Raw genomic sequence first — 26694 nt, 5'->3', positions numbered from 1 at the left:
TATAAATTTGCAAAATGAATATTCCTGCATCAAGCATTCAATGTAATGATTTTTCTATCAATTGCAATGGTAGATTAGTAGATTTAAATACTCCCAAAATTATGGGGATTCTTAATCTTACTCCAGATTCTTTTTCGGATGGAGGAAAGTTTAATAACGAAAAATCAGCACTTCTTCATGCTGAAAAATTGCTTAAAGATGGAGCAGATTTCATAGACATTGGAGCACAATCTACTCGTCCGAATGCGGAATATCTCTCTGCAGAAGAAGAAATTAGAAGAATAGGAAATATGATTTCTTTAATCAAAAAAGAATTTCCAGAAGCATTAATTTCTATTGACACTTTTTATGCAGACGTAGTAAAATTTGGTTATAATGAAGGAATGGATGTGGTGAATGATATTTCGGGAGGCTATTTTGATGAAAATTTATTATCAACAGTTGCCGTGACTAGACTTTCGTATATTTTGATGCATAGTAATACCACATATTCTAACATGCACGAAAAAATTCATTACGATGATATTACCATGAGTGTGAATTATTATTTTTCAGAAAAAATAAATCAATTGCAAAAATTGGGAATTCATGATATTATTTTAGACCCAGGTTTTGGTTTTGGAAAAACGGTGGAAGATCAGTATAAAATGATTGAAGAAGTAGAGCATTTAGGTTTCGGGAGATTTCCTCTTTTGATAGGGATTTCCAGAAAATCTTTCATCTATAAACCTCTGAATAAAAAACCGCTTGAAATTGGAGAAGAAACTCAAAAACTTCACCGAAAAGTTCTAGAAAAAGGAGCAAAAATTTTGAGAGTTCATGATGTAGCTGAAACAAGAAAAACAATTGAGGAAATGAAATAAAAAAAGAGCAGAAATTTCTGCTCTTTAATTTTATCTTTCTAGTTTAAAATCTGGAATTAATTTTGGTCTTTCTGGTTCATTGGCTACTTTCCAAGAAGTTCTGTACATCCATTCCGTCATTTTATATAATTTTTTGAAATTAATATTTTCTGATTCATCTTGTGGAGTGTGGTATTGATAATGGAGAACGCTGGTGAAAAATAATGCAGGAATTCCTGCTTTAGCATAAGGAAGATGGTCACTTCTGAAATAAAAATATTCTGGATGTTCTGGCAAATCCCAAGCTTTTAGAAATTTGAATTTCGTACTTTCATTATTAGCATCAAGAGCCATTTTTACCAATTCTTCAGAATTTTTGTGAGGTGCATCACCACCAAGAAGTGCCGCTTCATTATTATCATTTCTACCAATCATATCACCGTTTAGCACTGCAACAATGCTTTCTTTTGGGACAACAGGATGCGCAGCGTGCCAACGAGACCCGAGTAATCCTCTTTCTTCAGCACCGTGAATAACGAATAAGATACTGCGTTTAGATGGCTGTTTGCTGTATGCTCTTGCCATTGCCAACATCGCTACACAAGTACTTGCATTATCATCTGCACCATTGTAAATTGTATCATTTTTTACAGGATGACGAATGCCATCATGGTCTTGGTGTCCGCTCAAAAGAACATATTCTTTTTTCAATTGAGGGTCTGTTCCTTCTATTTTTCCGATGATGTTTACGGATGGATATTTATACGTTTCGGTCTGAATGTTCAAAGAAATTTCAGGATTGTTTTTTACCCAATTTTCGTTTTCTTGTTTAATCCAAAAAACGGGAATTCCTACATCTACTTTTTCTCTAAGACCTTCTACACCGTAAGTTCCTCTGGTCATTTGTGGTAAAACTTCTACCCAGCTTTTATCTGAAATATCATCTGTAATAAAGATAATTCCTTTTGCGCCAAGTTGAGAAATGGTTTTGTAATATTTAGTTCTAATAAATCCAGGATATCTTCTTTCAAACAGCGTCATTTCTTTAGAAACGTTAAGGTCTGAAGCTTTCAGAGCGACTACTTTCCCTGCGATATTTTTAGAGGCCAAATCTTGAGGTTCTATTTTGCCTAAATATAAAACTGGAGCGGTAAAATTATTATCGGTAACATCTTGCACCAATATGTCTTTCCATATTTTTAGGGTTTTATCACCAATTTTTACAGAACTTTGTGGTGAAACCTGATGACGATACATGTCAAAAAACTGGAAAAAAGTTCCGTTGTCACCTGCAGGTTTCATTCCTGCAGCTTTCATTTTATCTGCAAACCACATCGAAACTTTTAGTTCATCTAAAGTTCCTGCTTCTCTTCCCCAAAATTGGTCTGCTGCCATTTGGTACATATCAGTTTTTAAGTCTTTTTCTGTAATAGCAGAAACCAAAGGTTTTTTGTAAGATTGAGCATTACTGAACATTAAAGTTCCTATTGCTAATAAAGTAAACAGTTTTTTCATATTATAATTGGGTAATTTTTAATTCAAATTAGAGATTTTATCTGTGTATTGTTTGGCAAAAGTTTTTCGGTCTTCTTCTAATTTTTCTAAATTTTGAGGAAGAATATAATTGAAAAGTATTTTTTCTTCTTCGTCTAAAAAGATGATTTCTTTTTCTTCTCCGTCTATCATTTGGGAGAAGATTTCCCACATAGAAGTGTCTTTCAGTTTTATAAATTCAAAAAAATCTTTTGCTTTTATTTGGATAACTTTCATTTTGGGTAAAATCTTAAATTTTTGGTAAAAATAGTGAATTTGTAACGAAGTTTTGCAATAAGGATGGAAGTGTAAATCCCGCAACAAGCGTGGGCAAATTAAGTGGTATTTTTGTAAGCTTTGGCGTGAGGAATTGCAACAGACAGCCTGGTTTTGCAAATTTTTGAAAATGATTTTGCGATGGAAAATTTGCAAAAATTGCCATAAAAAATAAAAAAGAACGCACTAAATGCACGTTCTTTAATATGATGTTTTCTAAAATTTTAAGATTTTTTCTCTAAAACTTCGTCTACCATTCCGAATTCTTTTGCTTCGGTAGAAGTCATCCAATAATCACGGTCTGACGCTTTTTCTACCCATTCGTAAGTCTGACCAGAGTGTGCAGAAATAATGTCATACAACTCTTTTTTAAGTTTTAGCATCTCTCTTAGGTTGATTTCCATATCACTTGCCACACCTTGAGCGCCACCACTTGGCTGGTGAATCATCACTCTAGAATGTTTAAGTGCAGAACGTTTTCCTTTTTCACCAGCAACTAATAAAACAGCTCCCATACTTGCAGCCATACCAGTACAAATAGTGGCTACATCTGGTTTGATGATTTGCATGGTGTCATAAATTCCTAATCCTGCGTAAACGCTTCCGCCTGGAGAATTGATGTAAATCTGAATGTCTTTAGAAGGGTCTGAACTTTCTAAAAATAACAATTGAGCGGTTACAATATTGGCAACTTGGTCATCAATCCCAGTTCCCAAGAAGATAATTCTATCCATCATGAGACGAGAGAAAACGTCCATTTGAGCTACGTTCATTCTACGTTCTTCCATAATGTAAGGTGTAAGGTTGGTAGGGTTAAAAATCCCCATGTATTGGTCAGTTGCTAATCCGCTATTTCCTAAATGTTTTACAGAGAAATCTCTGAATTCTTTTTTAATATCCATGTGTAATGTTTTGATTCATTATGATGAGTTATAGGCAAAGTCTGTTCCTTTTTACAAATTTAGCCAAAGTGTCACAAAATTCTAAATAAATTTTCGTCTATTTTATTTTTGAGTTTAGTGAGGGTGATGATTTTTTGATAGGTTTCCGCTGAATTTTCTTCTGAAATTTGATGTTTTAAATCGTTTATGATTTTTACCACTAATTCTCTTTTATGTCTGATGATGACATCTTTTACAATTTTGTCTACCAATTCTTCTTCTTTACTGAAGTAGATGTTGTGTTTTTCCCAATTGCTGGTTTCATGTGCGTTAATTAATGCATCTGCAGTTTTTGTAACGACTTCTTCATCCATAAAAGTTTTGAAGAAATCACTGGAACGAAGTTCATTTTGTTGAATCCCTGATTTTATTTCTTCAATGATTCTTTGATTTAAAGGAGAAATCGGTTGATATTGGTCTTCATCTAAATGATTGATTATTTCTTCAATGACAGTAGTTTCATATTTTTCATTTTGGAGCGTTTTTCCATACAGCTTAAATTGACCAAATTTCAACATGAGTTCTACCAGTTTTTCTTCTAAAACTAAAAGAGGGTTAACGGTTTCTGTAAATTCTTGAACTTTTTCAAGTTTTACAACGTTTGTTTCTCTTTTTTCGGCAGGTTTTTGCTGTTGAACCACCTGTTTCTGAACGCCAAGTTCATTAAAAAGCGATTGTTCCGAAAGTCCAAATTGGGTAGAAACTTGTTTTAGGTAAACCTCTTGTTTTAAAGCATTAGAAACGAAACCAATAGATTTTACAATATCTCTAATCGCTTCTGCTTTCTTAATAGGATCGTTATTGGCTTCTTTTAAAAGAATTTCAGCTTTGAAATCAATGAAATCTTTCGCTTGATTTTTAATGAAATCTTCTACAAAATCTCTAGGATTTTTTCTGGCAAAACTATCTGGGTCATCGCCGTCAGGAAATAATACCACGCGAATATTCATTCCCTCAGAAAGCAACATGTCTATACTTCTGAAACTGGCTTTAATTCCTGCTGCATCTCCGTCAAAAAGTATGGTTACGTTTTCGGTGAGGCGTTTAATGAGTTTAATTTGTTCCGTTGTAAGCGCAGTTCCTGAACTTGCTACTACGTTTTCTATTCCGCTTTGGTGAAGCGAAATCACGTCCATATAACCTTCAACCAATAAACATAAATTTTCTCTGGAAATGGCTTGTTTACTTTGGTTTAAGCCATAGAGAACATTAGATTTATGGTAAATTTCGGTTTCTGGCGAATTGAGATATTTAGCAGTTTTTACATTTGATTTCAGAATTCTCGCTCCGAAACCTAAAACTCTTCCCGAAAAACTGTGTATTGGGAAAATCACGCGTTCGCGGAATCGGTCAATTCCATTGGGCGAATTTTCTGGGAAAATAGAAATTCCAGATTTTTCTAAAATTTCTTTTTCATATCCTTTTTCTAAAGCATATTCTGTAAAAGCATTTTTCTTTTCTGGAGAATAGCCTAATTGAAATTTTTTGATGATGTCATCATGCAGTTCACGCTCCTTGAAATAGGAGAGCGCAATGGTTTTTCCTTCTTCGGTTTCCCAAAGGTTTTCTTGGAAAAAAGTATTGGCAACTTCATGAATTTTGTAGAGAATTTCTCTTTCAGATTGGGCTTTTTTCTGCTCTTCAGAATATTCTACTTGGTCTTCTTCTATTTCTATGCCGTACTTTTTGGCAGCATGTCTCAGCGCTTCTGGATAGGTAAATCCTTCGATTTCCATGAGGAAAGTAATGGCTGTTCCACCTTTTCCAGAGGAGAAGTCCTTCCAAATTTGTTTGCTAGGAGAAACCACAAAACTCGGTGTTTTTTCTTCATGAAACGGACTCAAGCCCTTAAAATTAGAGCCTGCACGTTTTAACTGAACATATTCACCGATAATTTCTTCTACTCGAATCGTAGAGAAAATTTTATCTATGGTCTTTTGAGAAATCATTTTGTAAAATTACAAAAATAAGTTAAGCTTTTTTAATGGCTTTTCATTGATTTTTTTAGAATTCTTTAACAGATGTTTTTGTTTTTAAATATTATCTTTGCTTCATATATATTAACTTAATGGAATTAATACAATTTATCCTTGATTTTTTAGGAAATCCCTTATTAGTACTTACCGAGATTATTAGAGACTATGGCATTTACATTTACTTATTTTTATTTTTAGTGATTTTTGTAGAAACTGGTGTGGTCGTAATGCCATTTTTACCAGGAGATTCTCTACTTTTTGCAGTAGGTTTAATTGCTTCTACAACAGGTCAAATAGACATTTATACCATTATACCATTGTTGGTTTTAGCAGCACTTTTAGGAGATAATGTAAATTACTTTATCGGGAAAAAATTCGGAGATTTTATTCAGTCTAAAGAAAGAATTTTATTTTTAAAGAAATCTCACATAGAAGACACTGAAAAATATTTTGCAGAAAATGGTGGAAAAACAGTAATTCTAGCAAGATTTATCCCAATTGTGAGAACCATTGCCCCTTTTGTAGCAGGAGCAGGAGAAATGAAATATAGAATCTATTTATTATACTGTATTACAGGTGCTTTCATTTGGGTTACCTCTATTACCTTGCTAGGATATTTTCTAGGAAACATAGAGTGGGTAAAATTAAATTTTGAAAAATTTGTTTTAGGAATTGTGTTTATTTCAGTTTTACCTATTATCTTTAAAGCAATTAAAAGAAAAAAGTAAATGTTAGAAAGCATTTGGAGTTTCCTCTTAGACTTTGTTTCCAAGCCTGATCAGGTACTTTTAGCGATTATAGAAAAGTATCATAATTGGGTTTATGTTTTCTTGTTTTTAATCGTTTTTGCAGAAACCGGTCTTATTGTAGCCTCTTTTCTTATGCCATTTTTACCTGGTGATGCATTGATTTTTACCATCGGTTTGTTAGCTCAAGAAGGTTCTCTTAATATTTATTTGGTAATCCCTTTGCTTATTTTAGCGGCTATTTTAGGAGATAATGTAAACTACTACGTGGGAAAACGTTTTGGTGATTACATAATGAATAGCGAAAAAGATTTTTTTATTAAGAAAAAACATCTAGAAAAAGCCAAAGATTTTTTTGATAAAAACGGTAAGAATTCTATCATCATTGCTCGTTTTGTTCCTGTAATTAGAACGATAGTTCCATTTTTATGTGGCTCTACTAAAGTGAAATATTCTACTTTTTTAAGTTTCAGTATGATTGGAGCAGTTCTTTGGGTAGGTGTAATAGGCTTGTTAGGCTACAATTTAGGAAGAATACAATGGGTAAAAGATAATTTAGATTATATGATTTGGGGAATTATTGTTTTGGCAAATATTCCGCTCATCAAACAAATATTATTTTCAAAGAAAAAGGAAGTTTAAAATTTTAAACTTCCTTTTTTTATCATTTATAAATCAAAATCATCATCAGTAACCGCTGTTCCTTCGTTCATTAAAAACGCTTTGAGGAAAGGAGTGATATTTCCGTTCATTACGCCGTCTACATCAGAAGTTTCGTAGCCAGAACGTACATCTTTCACCAATTTATACGGGTGCATAACGTAGTTTCTAATTTGGCTTCCCCATTCAATTTTCATTTTATTGGCTTCAATTTCATTTCTAGCTTTCATTCTTTCTTCAAGCTCCATTTCGTAGAGACGAGATTTTAAGAGTTGCATCGCTTTTTCTTTATTTTGAAGCTGAGAACGAGATTCTGAGTTTTCGATGATAATTCCTGTAGGAGCATGACGAAGACGTACTGCGGTTTCTACCTTGTTCACGTTTTGTCCACCAGCTCCAGAAGCTCGCATGGTTTCAAAAGTAATATCTGCTGGATTAATATTAATTTCTATAGAATCATCTACCAAAGGATAAACATACACCGAAACAAAGCTGGTATGACGCTTTGCATTGCTGTCAAACGGCGAAATTCTTACCAAACGGTGAACTCCATTTTCTCCTTTCAAATAACCAAAAGCATATTCTCCGTCTATTTCTAAGGTTACGGTTTTTACACCAGCGACATCGCCTTCTTGGTAATTCAGTTCACGAATTTTATAGCCTTGCTTTTCGCTCCACATTTGGTACATTCTCATGAGCATAGAAGCCCAATCACAAGATTCTGTACCACCAGCTCCTGCGGTAATTTGCAGTACAGCAGAAAGTTCATCACCTTCATTAGAAAGCATGTTTTTGAACTCTAGATTTTCTATTTTTTCAACTAATTGAGGAAATTGTTCGTCTAATTCTTTTTCAGAATCAGCATCTTCTTTGGCAAATTCTACCAAAACTTGCAAATCTTCAAACTGCGTATGAATCTCTTCATAATCTTCTACCCATTTTTTCTTAGAACGCAATTGTTTTAGGAAGCCTTCAGCTTCTTTAGGGTTGTCCCAAAATTCTGGAGCAGCTGTTTTTTCGTCATCGTTGATTATTTCTAGTTTCTTCTTTTCAATTTGAAGAAATTTATGCAAATCTTCGATGCGTTTTTGTGTATCTTTAAGTTGGTCTGTTGTAATCAAAACTAAAATCTTTAGATGTGCAAAAATAAGGTTTTATTTAGATTGTATGCCACTGTTTTTATTTTTAAAATTTCTAGTTTTGTGGAATGAGAACCCAACTCATTTTCCTTTTTACTTTTCTGTTTTTCTTTGCTAAAGCTCAATTACAAGAAAATACTTGGTACAAAGTTTCTAAAATTACAGATGGTGATACTTTTTACGTCACTACTTCATCATCAGAAAAATATAAAATCAGATTAATTGGCATTGATGCGCCTGAAACTCGAAATGTAGGCACAAAAGTTCGTAAAGAATACTTCGGAACTGAAGCTAAAATTTTCGTTACTCAGCTTTTGAGAAACAAAAAGGTGAAATTGACTTTTGATGTTCAAAAAATTGACAGATACGGAAGAGTTTTAGCTTATGTTTACCTCGAAAATGGCATCTTTTTGAACCAATATTTGGTTGAAAAAGGTTACGCCGTAGTTTCTACTTTTCCGCCGAATGTGAAATTCGTAGAAAAATTTACTCAAGCAGAACGAAACGCCCGAAAACTAAAACTCGGAATGTGGAAATGATTATCGAATTCTATTTAAAAACCACTTAATTTAATCTGAATTCCGTAATTATCATTGAAATTTGAGGTTTGGTAATATCCTAATCGGTAGAAAAATCCTACATCAAATCCTCTTCCTAAAAATCTGTTCCAAACTGCACCTACTTCTTGATAAGGATGGTCTAAAACTTTAAAATCAAATTGATGATTTTCAGGATTTTTAAAGCTTCCAATCACTGAATGATACGCCAGTTTTATCTTTGAAACTCTACTTCCGAAGGTTTTAAACTGAAAAGGTAATTCTTGAGAGAAATGAAGCGCCGCAAACTGGTCTACATAAAAAATTCCTGATGGCATCGTTACAAAACTAAAAGTAGAAGGCGTATTTATTTTAGAATATAAACTGCTGGAACCTGCATTTAGATCTCCTACGATTTCAAAATTCTTCCAAATAGGAGAATTTCCAGAAGAAATACCTCCAGAGATTTTAATTTGAGAAGTTCCTATTTTAGACTTGAATTGATGAATGACAAAAGCATCTAAACGGTGATAATCTAATTTTCCGCCCAAAATTTCAAATCCTTTTTCAAAATTCACATAAAACTGAGGATAACCTTTTTGATAGGTGAGTTTTCCTGAAGGAGTCATCAGATTTTTATCTTTTGGCGCATATTTTAGTGATAGAGTAGTGCTGAAATTCTGAAAATCATTGGCGAAGTTTTGGTATTGATAATCAAACAGTGCATTTTGTTTTTCTCGGGTTAAAGACAATTTTGCATTCAAAGAATTGCTCACATCATACAAAAACGATGCTCCAAATTGCTGATTTCTGTAAAAATGATCATTGTAAATATTCAGGTTAAATTCATTGAATTTCATTGGGCTGTCCCAAAAAGTTTTGTTGATTCTTCCAGCAGCAAAAATATCATCGGAATAGTGAACTCTAAAAACAGAAGTTCTTTTGCTAGAAAGTTTGGTGTCTAAACCCACTCCGTATTTCCAACGATGGTCTTTGAAGCCATAACCAACATAAAAACCTGGTGAAAAAGTTTTAGAAAATTTCTCATTGAGTTTTACGCCGATTCCCAATCTTAACGATTCATATTTATTGAGTTCAAAGAATTTTAAAACATCAAAATCTAGCATTTTATAACGGATATTTCCTTTCAATAAATTGGTGATGAGGCTCACTCTTTTTTCAACATCTGCTTTTTTGACTATGGTGTCTATTTTTTGATACGTTGCGCTTTCTCTAGCCGATAAAGAATCTGTTCTGTATTGAGAAAGCAATCTTCCATCAGCATTTTTTACCTCTAAAGAATAGCCAGAAAAATCACTTTTTTGTTGAGCAATATTGGTTTCGAAATCAAAATATTGGTTTTTTACATAAAGAAAATTGCCGAATTTTTTGGTTTTGAATTTTTGCTTTTCGTCTTTTTTTACACTGTCTTTTTTGGTGGTTTCAAAACGAGTGTCGCCCATTTTTACTTTCAGGTTTTCAGAAACCAAAAACCATTTATTGTTAATAGGTTTCCAAATGATGGTTCCGCTTCCTTCGTTTCGTTTTTTACTGCTGGTTTCCAGTTTTTTTAAAGCAAAATTTTCTGTATCAATGTAAATTTTACCATTGTATTTTCTTGGGTTTTGCTTCAATTTATTGGTGATTTCTTTGAATTTAATCACGTATGTTTTTCTATTGTCAATTTCAATTGTGTCTGAAAGATAATAACGATAAATGTTGCGATTTTCCGGGCTCAACTGTCTCGGAATACGATTGAGATAAGAAATATTCAATGCCAAAGCTTCATAAATTGGATTAGGAAAACCAGACATTCTGCTGTCTAAAATATTGGTTTTGTCTCCGTATTTCTGAGAAAATTGATGTTCTGTAGCTTTTTCCCAAAGAAAAAACTGACTTTCCTTGGTTGCATTTACGAAATCTTCACCCAGAAGTGAATCTTTCTTTTCTTTGTCTTTTTGTTTGAACTTTCTCTTTTCAATTTTTGCTAAAGAATCTGTTCTTTTGGCGAGAAAATTTTGATAATCTGCGATAGAATCTTGGTCTACATCAATCGAAATTTTACTGTATGATTTGAATTGATAAGAATCTAATGCTTGTGGACTGTTTTTTTTGTAATTTTTATTGAATTCGTCTAGAATTTTTAGGGCTTTTGCGTCGCTTTTATCGGTGAGAATAACTTTGTCTATATTTCCAGTTTTTTCTTTACTTGGGGTTAAATAAACTTTCATTTCTTTTTGCACACTGATTTCTTTGTCTTCAAAATTATTGGCAAAAATTTCTACTTTTTTACATTTAGTTTTGAAAGTTAATTTTCCATTTGCATCTGTTTTTCCAAGCAAATCATCATCACAGTATACGGCGGCATTGTAAACGGCTTTTTGATTTTTAGCATTGATAACTTGGAGTTGATTTTGAGAAAAATATAAAGTAAAAAAAAGGAGAAATAGCGCCGATAAAGTTTGTTTCATTTGGTTTTTTCTAATAAGACAAAACTATAGATTAAAATGTTACACAAACGCTCATAAAATCACAAAATTTTATTAAAAAACCCTCTCAATTTTCTTGAAAGGGTTAAAATATTTTAAATTTTTGTAAAATTAAATTTCCATCGCTTTATTTAAAGCATTTTCAATTCCTGCAAGGTTTTTTCCACCAGCAGTTGCAAAACCTGGGTTTCCACCTCCACCACCTTGGATTTCTTTTGCGAGTTCTTTTACGATGTTTCCAGCATGATAATTTGCTTCTAAATCTGCAGAAACGCCAACGGTAATCATTGGTTTTTCGCCTGCGTCAGAAATTACAATCGTTACAGAATTTGGAATTTCTTTTTTCAATTGGAAGACAATGTCTTTTACCGAACCAGCGTCTAGAGAAGTTCGTTTTACCAATAATTGCTTGTCGCCTTTTTGTACGAAAGCGTTTTTCCAATCGTTAATTTCGTCTTTTGCTTTTTCTTTTTTCAAAGCTTCAACTTCAGATTTTAGAGTTGCGTTTTCTTCAAGCAATTTTTCGATAGATTTTACTAAATCTTTAGATTTTAATAACGCAGAAACTTCTTTCAGTTGGTTTTCTAAATTTTTGAAATATTCCGATGCTTTATCACCAGAAATCGCTTCTATTCTTCTAATTCCAGCAGCTGTAGAACTTTCTGCAACCAATTTGAAATGGCCAATTTCGCCAGTAGATTTTACGTGTGTTCCACCACATAATTCTCTAGAACTTCCGAATTGAATCATTCTTACATTGTCACCATATTTTTCCCCGAAAAGTGCCATTGCTCCTTTGTATAGCGCTTCTTGAATCGGGATATTTCTGAATTCCTGTAACGGGATATTTTCCTTGATTTTAGCATTTACTTTTTCCTCCACCAAAGCCAATTCTTCTTCGTTCATTTTTGAAAAATGAGAGAAGTCAAAACGCAAATATTCTGGCCCTACATAAGAACCTTTTTGTTCTACGTGCGTTCCTAAAACGTCTCTCAAAGCTTCGTGCAACAAGTGTGTTACAGAGTGATTTGCTTGTGAGTTTTTTCTGTCTGCGGTGTTTACTTCTGCGTAGAAAAGTGCTCCTGCATCTTTTGGTAATTCTTTCACCAAAGAAATGATGAGGTTATTTTCTTTTTTAGTTTCTAAAACTTCTAAAATTTCAGTAGCATTTTTTCTGTCAAAAGCAGCAGGATTAGCAAGGTCAAAACCTTCTGCATAACTTGGAATAAGAATTCCTTTGTCACCAACCTGACCACCACCTTCAGGATAGAAAGGTGTTTTATTCAGTACAATTTGGAAGAATTCTCCGTCTTTATTTTCTACTTTTCTATATCTTGTAATGTAAGTCTCAGAAGAAGTTTGGTCATAACCTACGAAAGTTTCTGGTTTTTCTTCTAAAATTACCCAGTCATAAACTTTTTGCGCCGATGATTTTTTAGAACGTTGTTTTTGTTTCTCCATTTCTTCATCGAAGCCTTTTTCATCTACAGTTAATTGCTTTTCTTCGGCAATAATTCTAGATAAATCAGCTGGGAAACCATAAGTATCATACAGTTCAAAAACTTCAGCTCCTGGTAATACTTTTTCGTTTTTAGCAATGGTATCTTTTATGATGTGATCTAGACGCACCAAACCGTGTTCGATGGTTTTCAAGAAAGAATTTTCTTCTTCTTTAATCACTTCGGTCACCAATTTTTCTTGCTTCACAATTTCTGGGAAGAAAGCTCCCATTTGATTTTTTAGCACAGCCACCAATTCATATAAGAAAGGCTCTTTCATGTCTAAAAATCTGTAAGAATATGAAATGGCACGTCTCAAAATTCTACGAATTACGTAACCAGCACCACCATTAGAAGGCAACTGACCGTCTGCAATTGCAAAAGCAACCGCACGAATATGGTCTACAACAACTCTAATCGCAATATCTTTTTCGTTTTCTAAAATTCCTTCATATTTTTTGCCAGAAAGTTCTTCTACTTTTGCAATCAGCGGAGTGAAAACATCGGTGTCATAATTAGATTTTTTACCTTGCAACGCCATACAAAGTCTCTCAAATCCCATTCCTGTATCTACATGTTGCGCAGGAAGTTTTTCTAGAGTTCCATCAGCTTTTCTGTTGAACTCCATGAATACGTTATTCCAAATTTCTACAACTTGAGGATGATCTTGGTTAATCAACTGAACACCCAGAGTTTTTGCTTTTTCTTCTTCAGAACGTAGGTCTACGTGAATTTCTGAACAAGGTCCGCAAGGTCCAGATTCACCCATTTCCCAGAAATTATCTTTCTTGTTTCCATTGATAATTCTGTCTTCTGAAATGTGTGCCTTCCAAAAATCGTAAGCAGCTTGGTCGCGCTCTAAATTTTCTGAAGCGTCTCCTTCAAAAATGGTTACATATAGGTTTTCTTTTGGAATTTTATAAACTTCTGTCAATAATTCCCAAGCAAAATCGATGGCTTCTTTTTTGAAATAATCTCCAAAACTCCAGTTTCCCAACATTTCGAACATGGTGTGGTGATACGTATCACGACCTACATCGTCCAAATCATTGTGTTTTCCAGAAACTCTCAAACATTTTTGAGTATCGGCAATTCTAGGTGCTTTTGGTTCTTTGTAGCCAAGGAAATAGTCCTTAAACTGAGTCATTCCAGAGTTGGAAAACATCAGAGTAGGGTCATCTTTCAGCACAATTGGAGCAGAAGGAACAATTAAGTGTCCTTTGCTTTTGAAAAAATCTAAAAACTGTTGGCGTATTTCTTGTGAAGTCATATTGATAATGCTTTCTATATATGTTTTTGTAAAGACGCAAATTTAATGATTTTGAACATGATGTGGAAATAAAAAAACGCTCAAATGAATTTGAACGTTAAATATTTTCTACAACTTTTGTTTTTGAAATTTTATCATGTAAAAGTTCGTTTTCAAAAATTAAAAAAGTTGCTAAATCTAGAGGAATTAATCGTGATATTGTTCTAATGAAAATAGTTGTGAATTTATTTTTGTTCTCTGTTTGAATGACCTTTAATTTCATTAATTTTTTGCCCAATGTTTTATCAAAAAACATCTCTGAAATAAAAAAATATAAAAAGAAAGGAATAAATTGTAAATATAAAGTTAACTTAGACAATTGACTTGGATGAGCCGTCAAAATATAATCCCAATAAATAATTCCTACAATATAAAGCGGAGTAGAAATGACCACACCGTCAATTAAGTAAGCAAAGATTCTTTTTTTGATTAATTCTGTAAACATCAATTCTAAAAATTTATTTTTCCAAAAGCAAGCTGCACCATTCTTCGCGCTGTTGTTTGTTTTTGAGTTTAAGACCTTGTTCTGTACAAACTTCTAGAATATCATCTACATCAAAGAAACATAAGCCAGAAAGCAATAGTTCGCTGCCTTCGTTCAGGTCTTTTACGTAAGTTGGGATGTCTGAAATCAAGATATTTCTGTTGATATTTGCTAAGATAATGTCAAATTTTTCTTTTCCTAAATTTTCGGCAGTTCCCAGTTCTATTCTGAGTTCTACGTTGTTTCTCTCAGCGTTTTCTTTAGAATTTTCAACTGACCATTCATCAATATCAATCGCCAGAACATCTTTTGCGCCTTTCATTTTGGCATAAATTGCAAGAACGGAAGTTCCACAACCCATATCCAAAACTTTTTTGTCTTTGAAATCCATTTCCAGCATTTGCTGAATCATGAGATGCGTAGTTGGGTGATGTCCCGTTCCGAAAGACATTTTCGGCTGAATAATGATTTCTTCCATCGCAGGATTTGGTTCGTGAAATTCTGCACGAATTAAAACCTTATCCTCTACATTAATCGGAGAGAAGTTTTTTTCCCATTCTTCGTTCCAGTTGATGTTCGGCATTTCTTGGAAAGTGTAAGAAATTTTTACATTTTCATTATTGAAAATTTCTAGGGTTTTGAAATTCTCTTCATTCACCAAATCCGTTGGAATGTATGCTAAAATTCCTTCTAGTTCTTCCGTGAAACTGTCAAAACCTATTTCAATAAGTTCTGCCATTAAGATTTCGTTCCAAGGTTCAAGTGGTTGTATTTTGAAGTTGAATTCTGTATAGTTTTGCATGTGTTGCGTGTTAGATGTTTTTTAAATTCCGTGCAAATTTAGTGAAATTTTATGGCGCGAGCGAAGCGAGCGGCTAAGTTTCCGAATTGTAAAAGAAAAAAGCCGAAAATTTCTTTCGGCTCAGTCTTATATCTTGATTCTTGAATCTTCCTTCTAGTTAAATCCTTCAATAATTTTAGAAAAATCTTCTAATTTTAAAGCAGCTCCACCAATTAAACCACCGTCAATATCTGGTTGAGAGAAAATTTCCTTAGCATTGTCTGGTTTTACAGAACCTCCGTAAAGAATAGAGATTTCATCAGCTACTTCTTGTCCGTATTTAGCAGCGATAAGACTTCTTATGTGCGCGTGAATTTCTTGCGCTTGTTCTGGAGAAGCAGTTTCACCAGTTCCGATTGCCCAAACTGGTTCGTAAGCGATTACCACTTTTTTAATTTCTTCAGCAGAAAGAGTGAAAAGAGCAGTTTCTGTTTGGTTTTTCACCACTTCAAGATGTTGACCAGCTTTTCTTTGTTCCAAAGTTTCTCCGTTGCAATAAATAGGAGTTAAACCTTTATCTAAAGCCAATTTCACTTTTCTGTTGCAGTGAGAATCGGTTTCACCATGGTATTGTCTTCTTTCGCTGTGACCAATGATAGAACCGTCTGCTTCGATAGATTGTAACATATCTGCAGAAATTTCACCTGTGTAAGCGCCACTTTCGTATTCGCTCATGTCTTGTGAAAAAACACCAACTTCGTTATTTTCGAAAATATCTCTTGCCATCATTAAATACAATGAAGGCGGCGCAATCCACACTTCGCAATTGGTGGCATTAGCTTTTTTATAATCTAATAATTGAGCCATTAATTGCTGAGCATCAATTACATTTTTGTTCATTTTCCAGTTTCCTGCTACAATGTTTTTTCTCATTTCTATAAAGTATTGAGGTTAAATTTTAAATTTTTGCAAATTTCTGAATTTTTAAAGATTAACAGAAATATTATGGTATGAATTGAATCAGTTATTTTAAATTTTCATATAAAATTACATTTTCCAAATGGTTTTCATCAAAGAGTAGAAGTCATGCTCTCTGTCTGAAACGTTGGTATCTGCTTTGATGAGTCTTTTTGCAAATTGTTTAAATTCTTCGCGTTCTTTTTCGGTAGAATCGTCAAGGAAACAATGTGCCTGAAACTCAAAATGGTCTTTCCAATCGCTAGGTTGAAGTGCAGAAATCACTTCTAACTCGTTATCCAAATTCACATGGAACGGAAATTCTTCTTCTAAGTATTCTCTGATGACTTTTTCTTCGCCTACATGAAATTTATAATCTACAGCCGAAAGAATCATCAATAAATGATATCCTGCGATGGATTTGTTGGTTTTTCTCATTTTATTTTTGTTTATTTTTCACGCAAAGTCGCAAAGTTTTTCGCAATGAGCGCAAAGTTTTTTTATTTTAATGTTTTAAAAAATCTTCCAGACTTTTCTTTTCTACAATTTTACCGTTTTCTAAGACCAAAACAAAAGGATTGCTTCTTGCAATAGTTTTGATAGCAGTTCCGTCCATTGTTAAATGTTGAAAACCTAATAAATCTGATTTTTCTGTTGAGATTTCATAAATTGGAGATTTTCCAGCCACCAATTCTAGTTTTTCTTGAATTTCTTCTGATGGATGTGCTCCGTAAGAAATTTCCTTTGGTTTATAAGAGAAAATCAAATACACTTTCGGTGAACGTATAATTTGGTCAGTGATATCATTTCCGTTTTCGTCTTCTAATTTAAATTTATCAATAGAAGACTGATAACCTTGTTTTACTAAAACAGAAACTTCTTTACCTTTCTGAATTTGCCATGGTGTTCCTTCTTCCCAATATTCTTTTTGATTGATGAAATCATCTTGTCCTACCACTTTTTCCTCGCTAGTTTTGGCGTTTTTCAGCGTGTAAGAAGTTTTGTATTCCGAAGGATTGGCCGATATTTTTTGTTTTTCTACATTTAAGTCAGTTCCAAATTTATAATCTCTGAAATCAATCAAAGGTTCGTGTACAATTCCGTAATAAATAACGTACGCAGAAATTAAAATTCCAATTCCAAGAAATGGCATTTTTAGAAATCCTTTTTCATTATTTAATGTGTCTGATTTTTTATTTAAAAACCAAAGAATAATTAAACCAAAAAGCAGCGCCATGTCTTTCCAGAAACTCTGCCAAGGTGTGAATTTGATGGCATCTCCAAAACAACCGCAGTCTGTAACTTTGTTATAATACGCTGAATAAAATGTGAGAAATGCAAAGAAAACGCACAATGCAATTAACGAAATGAGCGTGCATTTTAGCTTCATTTTCAACAAAAGCATTAATCCTAAAATCAACTCTAATGTGACTACAAAAATTGCAATTTCTAAAGTGAAATTCTGTAAAAAAGTCAAATTAAAAACGTCTGGCGAAAAATATTCTTCGAGTTTAAAAGAAAAACCTTTTACATCTATCGCTTTCACAAAACCAGATGCAATGAAAATAACGGCAATAATGTATCTTAAAATTCTTTTCATTTTTAGGAATTAGGGTTTAGGAATTAGTTTCCGAAAACTTAATCAAACAAAACGCTGCGTAATTCAGCATATCATAATAATTAGCGTCAATTCCTTCGGATGCAACCGTTTTTCCCTGATTGTCTTCAATTTGTTTCGTGCGAAGAACTTTTTGATAAATTAAATCGGTGATGGATGAAATTCTCATTTCGCGCCAAGCTTCACCATAATCGTGGTTTTTACGAAGCATTAAATCTTTTGCTTTTTGAGCGTAATCATCATATAATTTCAGAATTTCGGTTCTGTCTTCGTCTAAATTTTCAGAAAAACCTTTTTCCAACTGAATTAAACCAATGATAGAGTAGTTCACAATCGCTATAAATTCATTTTCTTCGTGTTCATCTACCATTTTTACGTCAGTCATCTGTAAAGTACGGATTCTATTGACTTTTATATAAATTTGGTCAGTAATAGAACTCGGTCTCAGAACACGCCAAGCTGCACCGTAATCTTGTAATTTTTTAGAAAATAAATCACGACATTGATTGATAACTTCGCTAAATTGTTGAGCTGTATTTTGCATGTAATTTTTTGAAAAATTGATGTGTAAAGATATTAAATAATTAAAAATTAAAGAATTTAAAAATTGAAAGAATCTCTATTATTTCTCCAGTTTATGAATCTTCTTCGTTCCTTCATACATTTCGTATTGCAAGAAACGGCATTCTAATTTTCCGTTGAACAAATTTATTTTTCTAGAAGGTCTTAAACCTACATTTTTCACGCCTTCTAAATCTGATGAAATCATCCAAGCCAATGTATTCGGGTATTTTTGTTTAAAAGTATCGCCAATTTTCTTGTAAAAATCGGGTTGGTTAATCGCAATTCTCTCATCATAAGGCGGATTGAAAACCATTAACAACGGAAACATATCTTTTTCAGATTCAAAGAAATTCTGTTTTTTTACCTCGATTACATCTTCCATTTCTGCCGCTTCTATGTTGATTCTAGCAGCATTCAGCATTCTTGCATCAATGTCGTAACCTACAATTTTCCCCGTAAATTCTTTAATCCTATTAATTCTGAATTCTTTAATTTTTGCAAACAACTCAGCGTCATAGTTTTTCCAATTTTGGAATGCAAATTTCTTTCTGAAAATCTGCGCAGGTAAATCCATCGCTAGCATAGCTGCTTCGATTAAAAGCGTTCCACTTCCGCACATAGGGTCAAGAAAATTGCCTTTTCCGTCCCAGCCTGCCAGTTGCAACATTCCCGAAGCGAGAACTTCATTAATCGGCGCTTCACCTTGTTCTTTTCGGTAACTACGTTTAAATAAAGGGTCTCCAGAAGAATCTAAAGAAATTGTTACCAATTCTCTGTCAATATGAAGGTGGAATTTAATATCAGGATTTTTCGGGTCTACATTTGGTCTGCGTCTTTCTTTCATCACGAAATAATCACAAATTGCATCTTTCATTTTCAAGGCGACAAATTGTGAATGTGTGAACGTTTCAGAATAAACCGTAGAATCTATGGCAAAACTTTGGTCTACACTCATCACGGTTTCCCAAGGAAAATCGAAAACTTTGTCATAAAATTTATTTTCGTTCCATGCTTTAAAAGTCGCAATAGGAACCAAAATTTTAACCGCTGTTCTGGCAGAATAATTGATTTTGTATAGAAAACCAAGGTCGCCTTCGCAGTTTACAGCGCGGTTTTTAATCTCTACTTTTCTTCCGCCTAACTTTTTAATTTCTTCGGCAAGAACTTCTTCTAAACCAAAAAATGTTTTTATCTGAATTTTTAAATTTTCTGTATCCATTTTAATCTTCTTCTACGTTAAAACCTATTTTTCTTTGTGGTTTTTCTTTAATAATATAAGCTTGAAATTCTTTCTTCATGGCTTCAATTCTCGCTGCAAAAACATCATAATCATTGGCAGAAACTTCTCTGATGAACTGCTGAACTTCGTTTAAATATTCATCAGTCAATTTACTGGCACACTCTATGAAACTGGCTTCTAGAATTGATTTTTCAATTTTGCATTCGTGTGTTTTTTTGCGCAAATACACATTTCTAAGACGTTTTTTTACACTTTGGGTGAAATCAATCATCATGGTATTACTGAAGAGATTCATGCGTTTTGCATATTCACTCCAATATGGTTTTTTGTCCGCACCATTGTGTTTTAATATTTTCATCAGAATAGCGTCTTCAGATAAGTTAAGCGTGATGTATTGCATAATCATCTGTGCTCTTTCATCTTCATTGGGTGGGAAAATCGGAATTTTTATGTCGAATCTTCCTGGTGCAAAAACCTCATTGTCTATTCCAGTCAAATTTGTAGCAGCTACCACCATCAATAACTCTTCGTTCACAAATTTATGAATCGAATGGAGAATAATATCTTTGGTAGATTTGTTTTCTGAAAAAATGCTGTAGTCAATTGGTTTTTCTTGAGCAATTTCGTGGAAGTTTTCTAAAAATAGCAATACTTTATCTTCCTTCATCATTGCAGTTAAAAAATCATTAAAATCACTTCTTTTTCCGTTGATAAAACTGGTTCTCAAATAAGAATTCATCACTTCTTTGAACTCATAATTGATGATTTCAGCAATTTTTCTTGCCCAGAAAATTTTTCCACTTCCTTGTGGGCCGTATAAAATAATTCCAGCAGGTTTTTGGATGCCCCAATCTTTCGTCTGGGTCTCATCTATAAAAGGATTCAGCATTTCTGTAATGTAGAAATATAAATCTCTATAGCCGATGAAATCTCGCTGAGTTAATGAGGTTAAATGCCCAAAATAATCATAAACGAAACTGTAATTTCCGCCGAGTTTATTATCTATGCCGAAACTAGAAACCGAGGATTTATACAAGCCGTTTTCGAATAAATTAGGTTTATTTTTTTTGATAATTGCCTCTACTTTTTCTACGGGCTGTTGGATTTCTGAAGCAATTTGAGTAGAAGATTTTTCCTCTACTAAGTCTTTTTCGTATTTCTGCAAAAACTTAACGTTTTCTCTAGCGAATTTGGCAAAATCATCCTTTACTTCAAGGTTTGGAAAAAGACATTCTGAAAGGTCTAAATCAAAATCTTCGATGAAGTTTTTAAGAGATTCTGTGGTAACTCCCAATTCTTGAGCTAATTCTGTGATTTTTTGCGGCATATCTACACTTTAATGCGTAAAAATACGGAAATTTTGTGGGATTATTTTTTGTTCTTTTCTTCAATCCACTTACTCAGGTACTTAGTGCTTTGTAACGTGTGATGTTGTAGAATTTGACCTAAGATATTTTGGTTTCTATATGATTCTAAATTCTCAGAAATTTCTTGAATTTTATGAATGAAATTGGGCTCAAAAAGTTCTTTTTTGAATCTGTTTTCTATAATGTTGAAGCCATTTTCTTGGGATTTTTGCCAAAGATTTTCATCTTGATAGAGTAGAACTGCTTTTTCTATGAATTCGTTTTCATCATCTGTAATAAATCCATTCCAGTCAAGGTTTCCATGCATCGCTTCTGCACCAACTGCGGAAGTAACATTGGGTAATCCAAATTGCATACTTTCGAGCAATTTACCTTTAATTCCAGCTCCAAAAGGAATGGGTGCAAGTAAAACTTTAGCAGTGTTAAAAACAGTTTCTACGCTTTCGGCTCTTCCTTTGATAATGAAACCTTCTTTTTCGTTGTGCAATTGAAAGACTTTTTCACTTGCGTAAGCACCATAAATGTGAATTTCGGCTTCTGGAAGTTGTTTTTTGATGTCTTTCCAAATTTTCTTCAGTTGGAGAACGGTTTGCCAATTCGGTTCGTGTAAAAAATTACCGATGCTGACAAAGTTTTTTCTTTCGGAAAAAGAAGTTTCAGGGTTTTTAACCTCTCCAAAAAGTGGAAGATAAAAGAGAATATTCTCGTCCATTTTAAACTTTTCAATGAGTAAATTCATTTCGAATTCAGAAATAATGAGGGATAAGTCGCATCTTAAAATGGAAGCTATTTCACGTTTGAAAACGTCATTGATTAAATCTGAATTTTCTAAAAATTTATTTTGTCTAAAAGCTTTTTCTCTGGCGTTTCTTAGGAAATGTAAATCCTCGGTGTCGAGAATTTTAACGGCATTCGGAACTTGCTCTGAAACTTTCCACCCGAATTGTTCTTCAGTGGTGAATCTGTCAAAAACAACTATATCTGGGTTTAGATTTTTGATGAGTTCATCAAAACTGCTGTCATTGAGTGAAATGTTCTGAAACTGAATGTTTTTAGAGCTTAAGTCAAAGCTATTTTCTGAAATAGTAGCGGTGGAAAGAAATGTAATTTGATAATTTTGAGTTAAGAATAAATCCATCAATTGAATCATTCTAGAACCAGCAGCTGTAGAATTAGGTTCTGGGAAAACTTTGCCAATAATTACCAAATTTTTCATTCATTAAAATATAATTAAAAAAAAGAAAAACCTCGCTAAAAGCGAGGTTTTCGTGAGCGCGTCAGGATTCGAACCTGAGACCGTCTGCTTAGAAGGCAGATGCTCTATCCAGCTGAGCTACGCACCCTAATTTTCTTAAAATTTTCGATTTTTTTTGTCGGGGTGGCAGGATTCGAACCTGCGACCTCCTGGTCCCAAACCAGGCGCGATGACCGGACTACGCTACACCCCGAATTTCTTGGTTGCGGAGGGTAAGGGATTCGAACCCTTGCGACCCTTGCGAGTCGACAGTTTAGCAAACTGCTCCGTTAACCACTCCGGCAACCCTCCTTGCAAATTCTTTTAAGAACTTCTCTTCCGTAATTGCGAGTGCAAATATAGGACAGTTTTCCTTAATAACCAAAAAAAAATTGCTAAAAATTTTCGTATTTTTGAATAAATAATCTTTTAAAAAATCAATAAAATGCGTAATTCATTATATTTCATAGGTTTAGCATCTTTAATTATTTCTTGCGGATCGCAAAAAGAAATTGCAAAACCTAATCATTTACCTCAACCAACTAATACCACGATACCAAAACCTCCCAAATCAGAGATAAAACATGATGTGCATGGTGATTATTTTACAGTAAATATAGCTGATCCTGCTAAAAATGATAATACCATCAGCTATGGATCTTTGGTAGGTGCAAAACCAGAAGGTTATAAAGTGACCAGAAATCATTTTCCTGCCATTGCACAAAATTTTAGGCAGAAATATGTGATTTTACATTACACAGCTTTGGATCATGATAAATCTGTGAGGGTTTTAACCACTCAAGCCGTAAGTTCTCACTATTTGGTAAATGATTCTACCGATATAGAAATTTATCAGTTGGTAGACGAAAACAAAAGGTCTTATCACGCAGGAATCAGTTCATGGAGAAAAGATGCAACGCTTAATGATACTTCTATCGGTATAGAAATCGTGAATGAAGGTTTTAAAGTAGTAGACGGGAAAAGAGTTTTCGTTCCGTTTCCAGAGCATCAAGTGAAAAAAGTGGCAGCTTTGGTACAAGATGTTGTGACGCGTTATCAAATTCCACCTACGAATGTTTTAGCACATTCTGATATTGCACCAACTCGTAAACAAGACCCAGGTCCATTATTTCCTTGGAAAAAATTATATGACGAATACGGAATAGGAATGTGGTATGATGATACCGTTGTGCAGAGCATTCAGTCTCAGATGCTTCCAGAAGATTTTAATACTAAAATCAATGACATGGCTTTTGTGATGAAAGTACAGATTGCCCTAAAACAATTTGGCTATGGAATTACAGAAACAGGAGTTTGGGATGATGCTACGAAGAAAACTATTGAGGCCTTCCAATATCATTTTAGACCACAAAATTATGACGGTGTAATAGATATGGAAACATGGGCGATTTTACAGGCTCTCATTCAGAAATATCCGAATAAATAATTAGAAATAAGAAATTAATGCAGACGAAATTATCATTAACAACTAAAAATTACACAGATAAAAACGGGTACAATTACCAACAAGTAGAAGGAGATGAAACGGGGGTAAGAATCTACAAATTAAACAATGGATTAACGGTTTATTTGGCTCAGAATGATGATGCTCCCAGAATCCAAACGTATATTCCAGTAAGAACAGGAAGCAATAATGATCCATCAGATAATACAGGATTGGCGCATTATTTAGAACACATGATGTTCAAAGGAACGAGCAGATTAGGAACTCTGGATTGGAAAAAAGAAAAAGTGTTATTAGACCAAATTTCTGATTTGTACGAACAACACAAATCTGAGCAAAATCCAGAAAAAAAGAAGGAAATTTATAGAAAAATAGACGAAATTTCTCAAGAAGCCAGTCAATATGCTATTGCCAATGAATATGATAAAGCCATTTCTTCTCTTGGTGCTACAGGAACCAATGCCCATACTTGGTTAGACGAAACCGTATACAAAAATAACATTCCGAATAATGAATTGGAAAAATGGTTAAAAATAGAAAAAGAGCGTTTTTCTGGACTGGTTTTAAGGCTTTTTCATACTGAGTTAGAATCAGTTTATGAAGAGTTTAATCGTGCACAAGATAATGATGTGAGGCTGGTGAATTATGCGCTTATGGAAGCACTTTTTCCGAAACATCCTAACGGCCAACAAACCACTTTGGGGAAATCTGAGCATTTGAAAAATCCTTCTATGAAGGCTATTCATCAGTATTTCAATGATTTTTATGTGCCTAATAACATGGCGATGGTTTTGGTGGGAGATTTAGATTTCGAGGAAACCATTCTTTTAGTCGATCAATATTTTGGAAAATTTGAGTACAAAGAACTTCCGAAGAAAGAAAAAATTATAGAAGAACCTCAAACTGAAATTGTAGAAAGAATTGTAAAAAGTCCTTCTGCGCCAAGGTTAAATATTGCTTGGCGAACAGATTCTTATGGAACCAAAGAAGAGCATTTGGCAGAAATGGTGGCACAGATTCTCTCCAATTCTGGTGAAGCAGGTTTGCTAGATTTAAACATTAACCAAAAGCATAAAGCACTCAGAAGTTATGCTTATGAATTGGGTTTTAAGCAATACGGATTGTTCTCGCTCATGATTGTTCCGAAGGAAAATCAATCTTTAGAAGAGGCAGAACAATTGCTTTTGGCAGAGATAGAAAAGGTAAAAAATGGTGATTTCCCAGATTGGTTAATTCCTGCGATTATCAATGATATGAAATTGCAGAAAATCAGAAATTTAGAAACTGCAGATGGTTTAGCAACAGCACTTTACGGAATTTATATCAATGACAGAACTTGGGAAGAAGAACTTTCGGAAATTGAAAAATTTGAGAAAATTACCAAGCAAGAAGTGGTAGATTTTGCACAAAAATTCTTCCAAAAAAATTATGTAATCGTCAAAAAATTGCGTGGCGAAAATGAAAATCTTATCCGAGTAGAAAATCCGGGAATTACTCCAGTTAAAATCAATAGAGAAGCACAATCTGAGTTTTTGACCAAAATTCTTGAGGAAAAATCTTCAGAAATTACTCCGAAATTTATTGATTATAAAAGCATCATCGAAGAAACCCAAATAGGAGATAAAAAAATCAGTTTTGTCAAAAATAAATACAATCAAATTGCGCAGTTGCATTTGATTTACAAGATAGGAACAGACCATGATAAAGAGCTTTTCTTAGCAGTGCAAGTTTTACAATATTTGGGAACTTCTCGTTTTTCGGCTGACCAATTAAGTCAAGAGTTTTTTAAATTAGGAATTAGTAATGATTTCAAAACGTATGACGACCAAATGATTATTTCGCTTACTGGTTTTGAGGAAAATCTAATCAAAGGTTTTGAACTTTTAAAACATTGGATTACCGAAGTAAAACCTGATAATGAAGTCTATGAAAGTACGATAGAATTGATTTTAGAAAGCAGAAATGTCGCTAAAAAAGACAAGTCAAGAATCATGACGGCATTAAGTCATTATGCAAAATTTGGTGAAAATTCCAGATTCAGAGATGTGATTTCTGAAGAAAAATTGAGAGAAACGAAAGTTGAGTACCTTACTGAAAAAGTGAAGAATTTGACCAAATTACCTTATGAAATTTTCTTCTACGGTAAAGATTTTGATGGGTTCAAGGAAAAAATTCAACCGTTGTTAGAAAAAGCAACGCTCACCATTCCAAAGCCGAAAATTTATCAAGAACTTGAAACTCAAGGAAAAGTTTTCTTTACCAATTATGACATGGTTCAGATGGAAATGAGTAAGATTGGTAGGGCTTCTCAACTGAATACCGAAAACTACGGGAAAATAAATGTTTTTAATGAATATTTTGGCAGAGGTTTATCATCTATTGTTTTTCAGGAGCTCAGAGAAAGTAAGAGTTTAGCGTATTCTGCGTATGTAAATTACTCTACCGCAACTTATCTTGATAGACATAATTACGTGGTAAGTTACATTGGTACACAAGCTAATAAATTACATTTAGCAGTAGATGCGATGGATGATTTAATGAAAGATTTACCTCAAATTCCTACGCAATTTAATAATGCTAAAAATTCTGCACTGAAACAAATTGCTTCTACCCGAATAACCAGAACCAACATTTTCTTTAATTTTTTAAATCTTAAAAAAATAGGAATAGATTATGATATTAGAGAAAAAATTTACCACGAAATAGAAAATCTACAGTTGGAAGATTTAACCCAATTCTACAATCAAGAATTAAAACCCATTTCTTATAATGTAGCTGTCATGGGTAAAAAAGAAAATTTAGACCATTCTGCGATTAAGAACTTAGGAGATTTTTACGAAGTGGGTTTAGAAGAAATTTTTGGATATTAAAACTGAAAATTCTATAAAATTCATTCGTAAAATTGTAAGAATAAGAATTTTCATTTGATCTACCTTTGTATCACTCTACAGAGGTAAGAGTAAATTTCATCATTTGTGTTTGGCCTCAGAATTTATTCTGAGGCTTTTTTCATGTTTAGATTATACAAAAAGAAACGC

The 26694-nt window shown here is 33.5% G+C and carries 22 protein-coding genes and 3 tRNA genes; 6 read left to right on the top strand and 19 right to left on the bottom strand.

The annotated features are described in order from the left end of the window. Positions 1-14: 14 nt before the first annotated feature. Positions 15-863 carry a dihydropteroate synthase gene (folP, locus tag N7277_RS10645; protein WP_446715107.1) on the top strand — a complete coding sequence of 283 codons (849 nt, stop codon included), beginning with the start codon at positions 15-17 and terminating at the stop codon, positions 861-863. Between the two features lie 30 nt (positions 864-893). Here folP and N7277_RS10640 read toward each other — a convergent pair whose 3' ends face one another. The 4 genes from N7277_RS10640 to dnaG form a co-directional block, all read right to left on the bottom strand. Continuing rightward, positions 894-2357 carry a M28 family metallopeptidase gene (locus tag N7277_RS10640; RefSeq protein ID WP_274779521.1) on the bottom strand — a complete coding sequence of 488 codons (1464 nt, stop codon included), beginning with the start codon at positions 2355-2357 and terminating at the stop codon, positions 894-896. An 18-nt stretch (positions 2358-2375) separates the two neighbouring features. Next, entirely contained in the window at positions 2376-2612 is a 237-nt protein-coding gene (locus tag N7277_RS10635; protein ID WP_274779520.1) for a hypothetical protein, read from the bottom strand. A gap of 263 nt (positions 2613-2875) precedes the next feature. Beyond that, entirely contained in the window at positions 2876-3553 is a 678-nt protein-coding gene (gene clpP, locus N7277_RS10630) for an ATP-dependent Clp endopeptidase proteolytic subunit ClpP (RefSeq protein WP_274779519.1), read from the bottom strand. A 71-nt stretch (positions 3554-3624) separates the two neighbouring features. Beyond that, positions 3625-5541 carry a DNA primase gene (dnaG, locus tag N7277_RS10625; RefSeq protein ID WP_274779518.1) on the bottom strand — a complete coding sequence of 639 codons (1917 nt, stop codon included), beginning with the start codon at positions 5539-5541 and terminating at the stop codon, positions 3625-3627. 119 nt (positions 5542-5660) lie between these two features. Between dnaG and N7277_RS10620 the strand changes: the two genes are divergently transcribed. Together N7277_RS10620 and N7277_RS10615 are read left to right on the top strand one after the other, a co-directional pair. Further along, entirely contained in the window at positions 5661-6296 is a 636-nt protein-coding gene (locus N7277_RS10620; protein ID WP_274779517.1) for a VTT domain-containing protein, read from the top strand. After that, positions 6297-6956: a DedA family protein gene (locus tag N7277_RS10615; RefSeq protein ID WP_274779516.1), complete on the top strand. Its 660-nt coding sequence runs from the start codon at positions 6297-6299 to the stop codon at positions 6954-6956. A 26-nt stretch (positions 6957-6982) separates the two neighbouring features. On the opposite strand, the gene prfB is transcribed toward N7277_RS10615, so the two are convergent. Continuing rightward, a complete protein-coding gene (gene prfB, locus N7277_RS10610) occupies positions 6983-8095 on the bottom strand; it encodes a peptide chain release factor 2 (RefSeq protein WP_274779515.1) in 1113 nt (370 codons plus the stop codon). Positions 8096-8181: 86 nt separating this feature from the next. Between prfB and N7277_RS10605 the strand changes: the two genes are divergently transcribed. Beyond that, positions 8182-8652, top strand: a complete 471-nt coding sequence (locus N7277_RS10605; RefSeq protein ID WP_274779514.1) for a thermonuclease family protein — start codon at positions 8182-8184, stop codon at positions 8650-8652. A 14-nt stretch (positions 8653-8666) separates the two neighbouring features. On the opposite strand, the gene N7277_RS10600 is transcribed toward N7277_RS10605, so the two are convergent. The 14 genes from N7277_RS10600 to N7277_RS10535 all read right to left on the bottom strand — a co-directional run bounded on the left by N7277_RS10600 (position 8667) and on the right by N7277_RS10535 (position 22503). Next, positions 8667-11120 carry a DUF5686 family protein gene (locus tag N7277_RS10600; RefSeq protein WP_274779513.1) on the bottom strand — a complete coding sequence of 818 codons (2454 nt, stop codon included), beginning with the start codon at positions 11118-11120 and terminating at the stop codon, positions 8667-8669. Positions 11121-11249: 129 nt separating this feature from the next. Next, entirely contained in the window at positions 11250-13907 is a 2658-nt protein-coding gene (gene alaS, locus N7277_RS10595) for an alanine--tRNA ligase (protein ID WP_274779512.1), read from the bottom strand. Positions 13908-14004: 97 nt separating this feature from the next. Beyond that, a complete protein-coding gene (locus tag N7277_RS10590; protein WP_274779511.1) occupies positions 14005-14391 on the bottom strand; it encodes an RDD family protein in 387 nt (128 codons plus the stop codon). Between the two features lie 13 nt (positions 14392-14404). Next, the gene (gene prmA / locus N7277_RS10585; RefSeq protein WP_274779510.1) at positions 14405-15232 is read right to left on the bottom strand and encodes a 50S ribosomal protein L11 methyltransferase; all 828 of its coding nucleotides are present in this window, start codon (positions 15230-15232) and stop codon (positions 14405-14407) included. A gap of 153 nt (positions 15233-15385) precedes the next feature. Next, positions 15386-16144, bottom strand: a complete 759-nt coding sequence (gene tpiA / locus N7277_RS10580) for a triose-phosphate isomerase (RefSeq protein WP_274779509.1) — start codon at positions 16142-16144, stop codon at positions 15386-15388. Positions 16145-16258: 114 nt separating this feature from the next. Next, positions 16259-16606 (bottom strand): TerB family tellurite resistance protein, encoded by a 348-nt coding sequence (locus tag N7277_RS10575; protein ID WP_274779508.1) that lies wholly within the window; start codon positions 16604-16606, stop codon positions 16259-16261. 67 nt (positions 16607-16673) lie between these two features. Further along, positions 16674-17768 carry a BT_3928 family protein gene (locus tag N7277_RS10570; RefSeq protein WP_274779507.1) on the bottom strand — a complete coding sequence of 365 codons (1095 nt, stop codon included), beginning with the start codon at positions 17766-17768 and terminating at the stop codon, positions 16674-16676. 16 nt (positions 17769-17784) lie between these two features. Then, positions 17785-18330 carry a DUF1599 domain-containing protein gene (locus tag N7277_RS10565; protein WP_274779506.1) on the bottom strand — a complete coding sequence of 182 codons (546 nt, stop codon included), beginning with the start codon at positions 18328-18330 and terminating at the stop codon, positions 17785-17787. Positions 18331-18408: 78 nt separating this feature from the next. Then, positions 18409-19569 carry a THUMP domain-containing class I SAM-dependent RNA methyltransferase gene (locus N7277_RS10560; protein ID WP_274779505.1) on the bottom strand — a complete coding sequence of 387 codons (1161 nt, stop codon included), beginning with the start codon at positions 19567-19569 and terminating at the stop codon, positions 18409-18411. Between the two features lies 1 nt (position 19570). Then, positions 19571-20917 carry an AAA family ATPase gene (locus N7277_RS10555; protein WP_274779504.1) on the bottom strand — a complete coding sequence of 449 codons (1347 nt, stop codon included), beginning with the start codon at positions 20915-20917 and terminating at the stop codon, positions 19571-19573. Between the two features lie 41 nt (positions 20918-20958). Further along, on the bottom strand, positions 20959-22173 hold the full coding sequence (locus N7277_RS10550) for a glycosyltransferase (protein ID WP_274779503.1): 1215 nt from the start codon (positions 22171-22173) through the stop codon (positions 20959-20961). Positions 22174-22226: 53 nt separating this feature from the next. Then, positions 22227-22300: transfer RNA gene (locus N7277_RS10545), tRNA-Arg, on the bottom strand. A gap of 30 nt (positions 22301-22330) precedes the next feature. Continuing rightward, positions 22331-22405: transfer RNA gene (locus N7277_RS10540), tRNA-Pro, on the bottom strand. Between the two features lie 13 nt (positions 22406-22418). Further along, a tRNA-Ser gene (locus tag N7277_RS10535) sits at positions 22419-22503 on the bottom strand. Positions 22504-22636: 133 nt separating this feature from the next. On the opposite strand from N7277_RS10535, the gene N7277_RS10530 reads away from it, so the two are divergent. Both N7277_RS10530 and N7277_RS10525 read left to right on the top strand, forming a co-directional pair. Next, the gene (locus tag N7277_RS10530) at positions 22637-23638 is read left to right on the top strand and encodes an N-acetylmuramoyl-L-alanine amidase (protein ID WP_274779502.1); all 1002 of its coding nucleotides are present in this window, start codon (positions 22637-22639) and stop codon (positions 23636-23638) included. Positions 23639-23655: 17 nt separating this feature from the next. Further along, entirely contained in the window at positions 23656-26526 is a 2871-nt protein-coding gene (locus N7277_RS10525; RefSeq protein ID WP_274779501.1) for a M16 family metallopeptidase, read from the top strand. Positions 26527-26694: the final 168 nt, after the last annotated feature.

The sequence above is a fragment of the Cloacibacterium sp. TD35 genome, assembly GCF_028864635.1.
Lineage (GTDB): Bacteria > Bacteroidota > Bacteroidia > Flavobacteriales > Weeksellaceae > Cloacibacterium.
Note: the sequence above shows the minus strand (reverse complement) of the source record. Positions and strands in the feature narration are given on the sequence as shown.

Bases quoted from the DNA above. Each gene is read 5' to 3' on its own strand.
- folP (WP_446715107.1), top strand. From the start codon at position 15: ATGAATATTCCTGCATCAAGCATTCAATGTAATGATTTTTCTATCAAT.
- N7277_RS10640 (WP_274779521.1), bottom strand. From the start codon at position 2,357: ATGAAAAAACTGTTTACTTTATTAGCAATAGGAACTTTAATGTTCAGT.
- N7277_RS10635 (WP_274779520.1), bottom strand. From the start codon at position 2,612: ATGAAAGTTATCCAAATAAAAGCAAAAGATTTTTTTGAATTTATAAAA.
- clpP (WP_274779519.1), bottom strand. From the start codon at position 3,553: ATGGATATTAAAAAAGAATTCAGAGATTTCTCTGTAAAACATTTAGGA.
- dnaG (WP_274779518.1), bottom strand. From the start codon at position 5,541: ATGATTTCTCAAAAGACCATAGATAAAATTTTCTCTACGATTCGAGTA.
- N7277_RS10620 (WP_274779517.1), top strand. From the start codon at position 5,661: ATGGAATTAATACAATTTATCCTTGATTTTTTAGGAAATCCCTTATTA.
- N7277_RS10615 (WP_274779516.1), top strand. From the start codon at position 6,297: ATGTTAGAAAGCATTTGGAGTTTCCTCTTAGACTTTGTTTCCAAGCCT.
- N7277_RS10605 (WP_274779514.1), top strand. From the start codon at position 8,182: ATGAGAACCCAACTCATTTTCCTTTTTACTTTTCTGTTTTTCTTTGCT.
- N7277_RS10600 (WP_274779513.1), bottom strand. From the start codon at position 11,120: ATGAAACAAACTTTATCGGCGCTATTTCTCCTTTTTTTTACTTTATAT.
- alaS (WP_274779512.1), bottom strand. From the start codon at position 13,907: ATGACTTCACAAGAAATACGCCAACAGTTTTTAGATTTTTTCAAAAGC.
- N7277_RS10590 (WP_274779511.1), bottom strand. From the start codon at position 14,391: ATGTTTACAGAATTAATCAAAAAAAGAATCTTTGCTTACTTAATTGAC.
- prmA (WP_274779510.1), bottom strand. From the start codon at position 15,232: ATGCAAAACTATACAGAATTCAACTTCAAAATACAACCACTTGAACCT.
- tpiA (WP_274779509.1), bottom strand. From the start codon at position 16,144: ATGAGAAAAAACATTGTAGCAGGAAACTGGAAAATGAACAAAAATGTA.
- N7277_RS10575 (WP_274779508.1), bottom strand. From the start codon at position 16,606: ATGAGAAAAACCAACAAATCCATCGCAGGATATCATTTATTGATGATT.
- N7277_RS10570 (WP_274779507.1), bottom strand. From the start codon at position 17,768: ATGAAAAGAATTTTAAGATACATTATTGCCGTTATTTTCATTGCATCT.
- N7277_RS10565 (WP_274779506.1), bottom strand. From the start codon at position 18,330: ATGCAAAATACAGCTCAACAATTTAGCGAAGTTATCAATCAATGTCGT.
- N7277_RS10560 (WP_274779505.1), bottom strand. From the start codon at position 19,569: ATGGATACAGAAAATTTAAAAATTCAGATAAAAACATTTTTTGGTTTA.
- N7277_RS10555 (WP_274779504.1), bottom strand. From the start codon at position 20,917: ATGCCGCAAAAAATCACAGAATTAGCTCAAGAATTGGGAGTTACCACA.
- N7277_RS10550 (WP_274779503.1), bottom strand. From the start codon at position 22,173: ATGAAAAATTTGGTAATTATTGGCAAAGTTTTCCCAGAACCTAATTCT.
- N7277_RS10530 (WP_274779502.1), top strand. From the start codon at position 22,637: ATGCGTAATTCATTATATTTCATAGGTTTAGCATCTTTAATTATTTCT.
- N7277_RS10525 (WP_274779501.1), top strand. From the start codon at position 23,656: ATGCAGACGAAATTATCATTAACAACTAAAAATTACACAGATAAAAAC.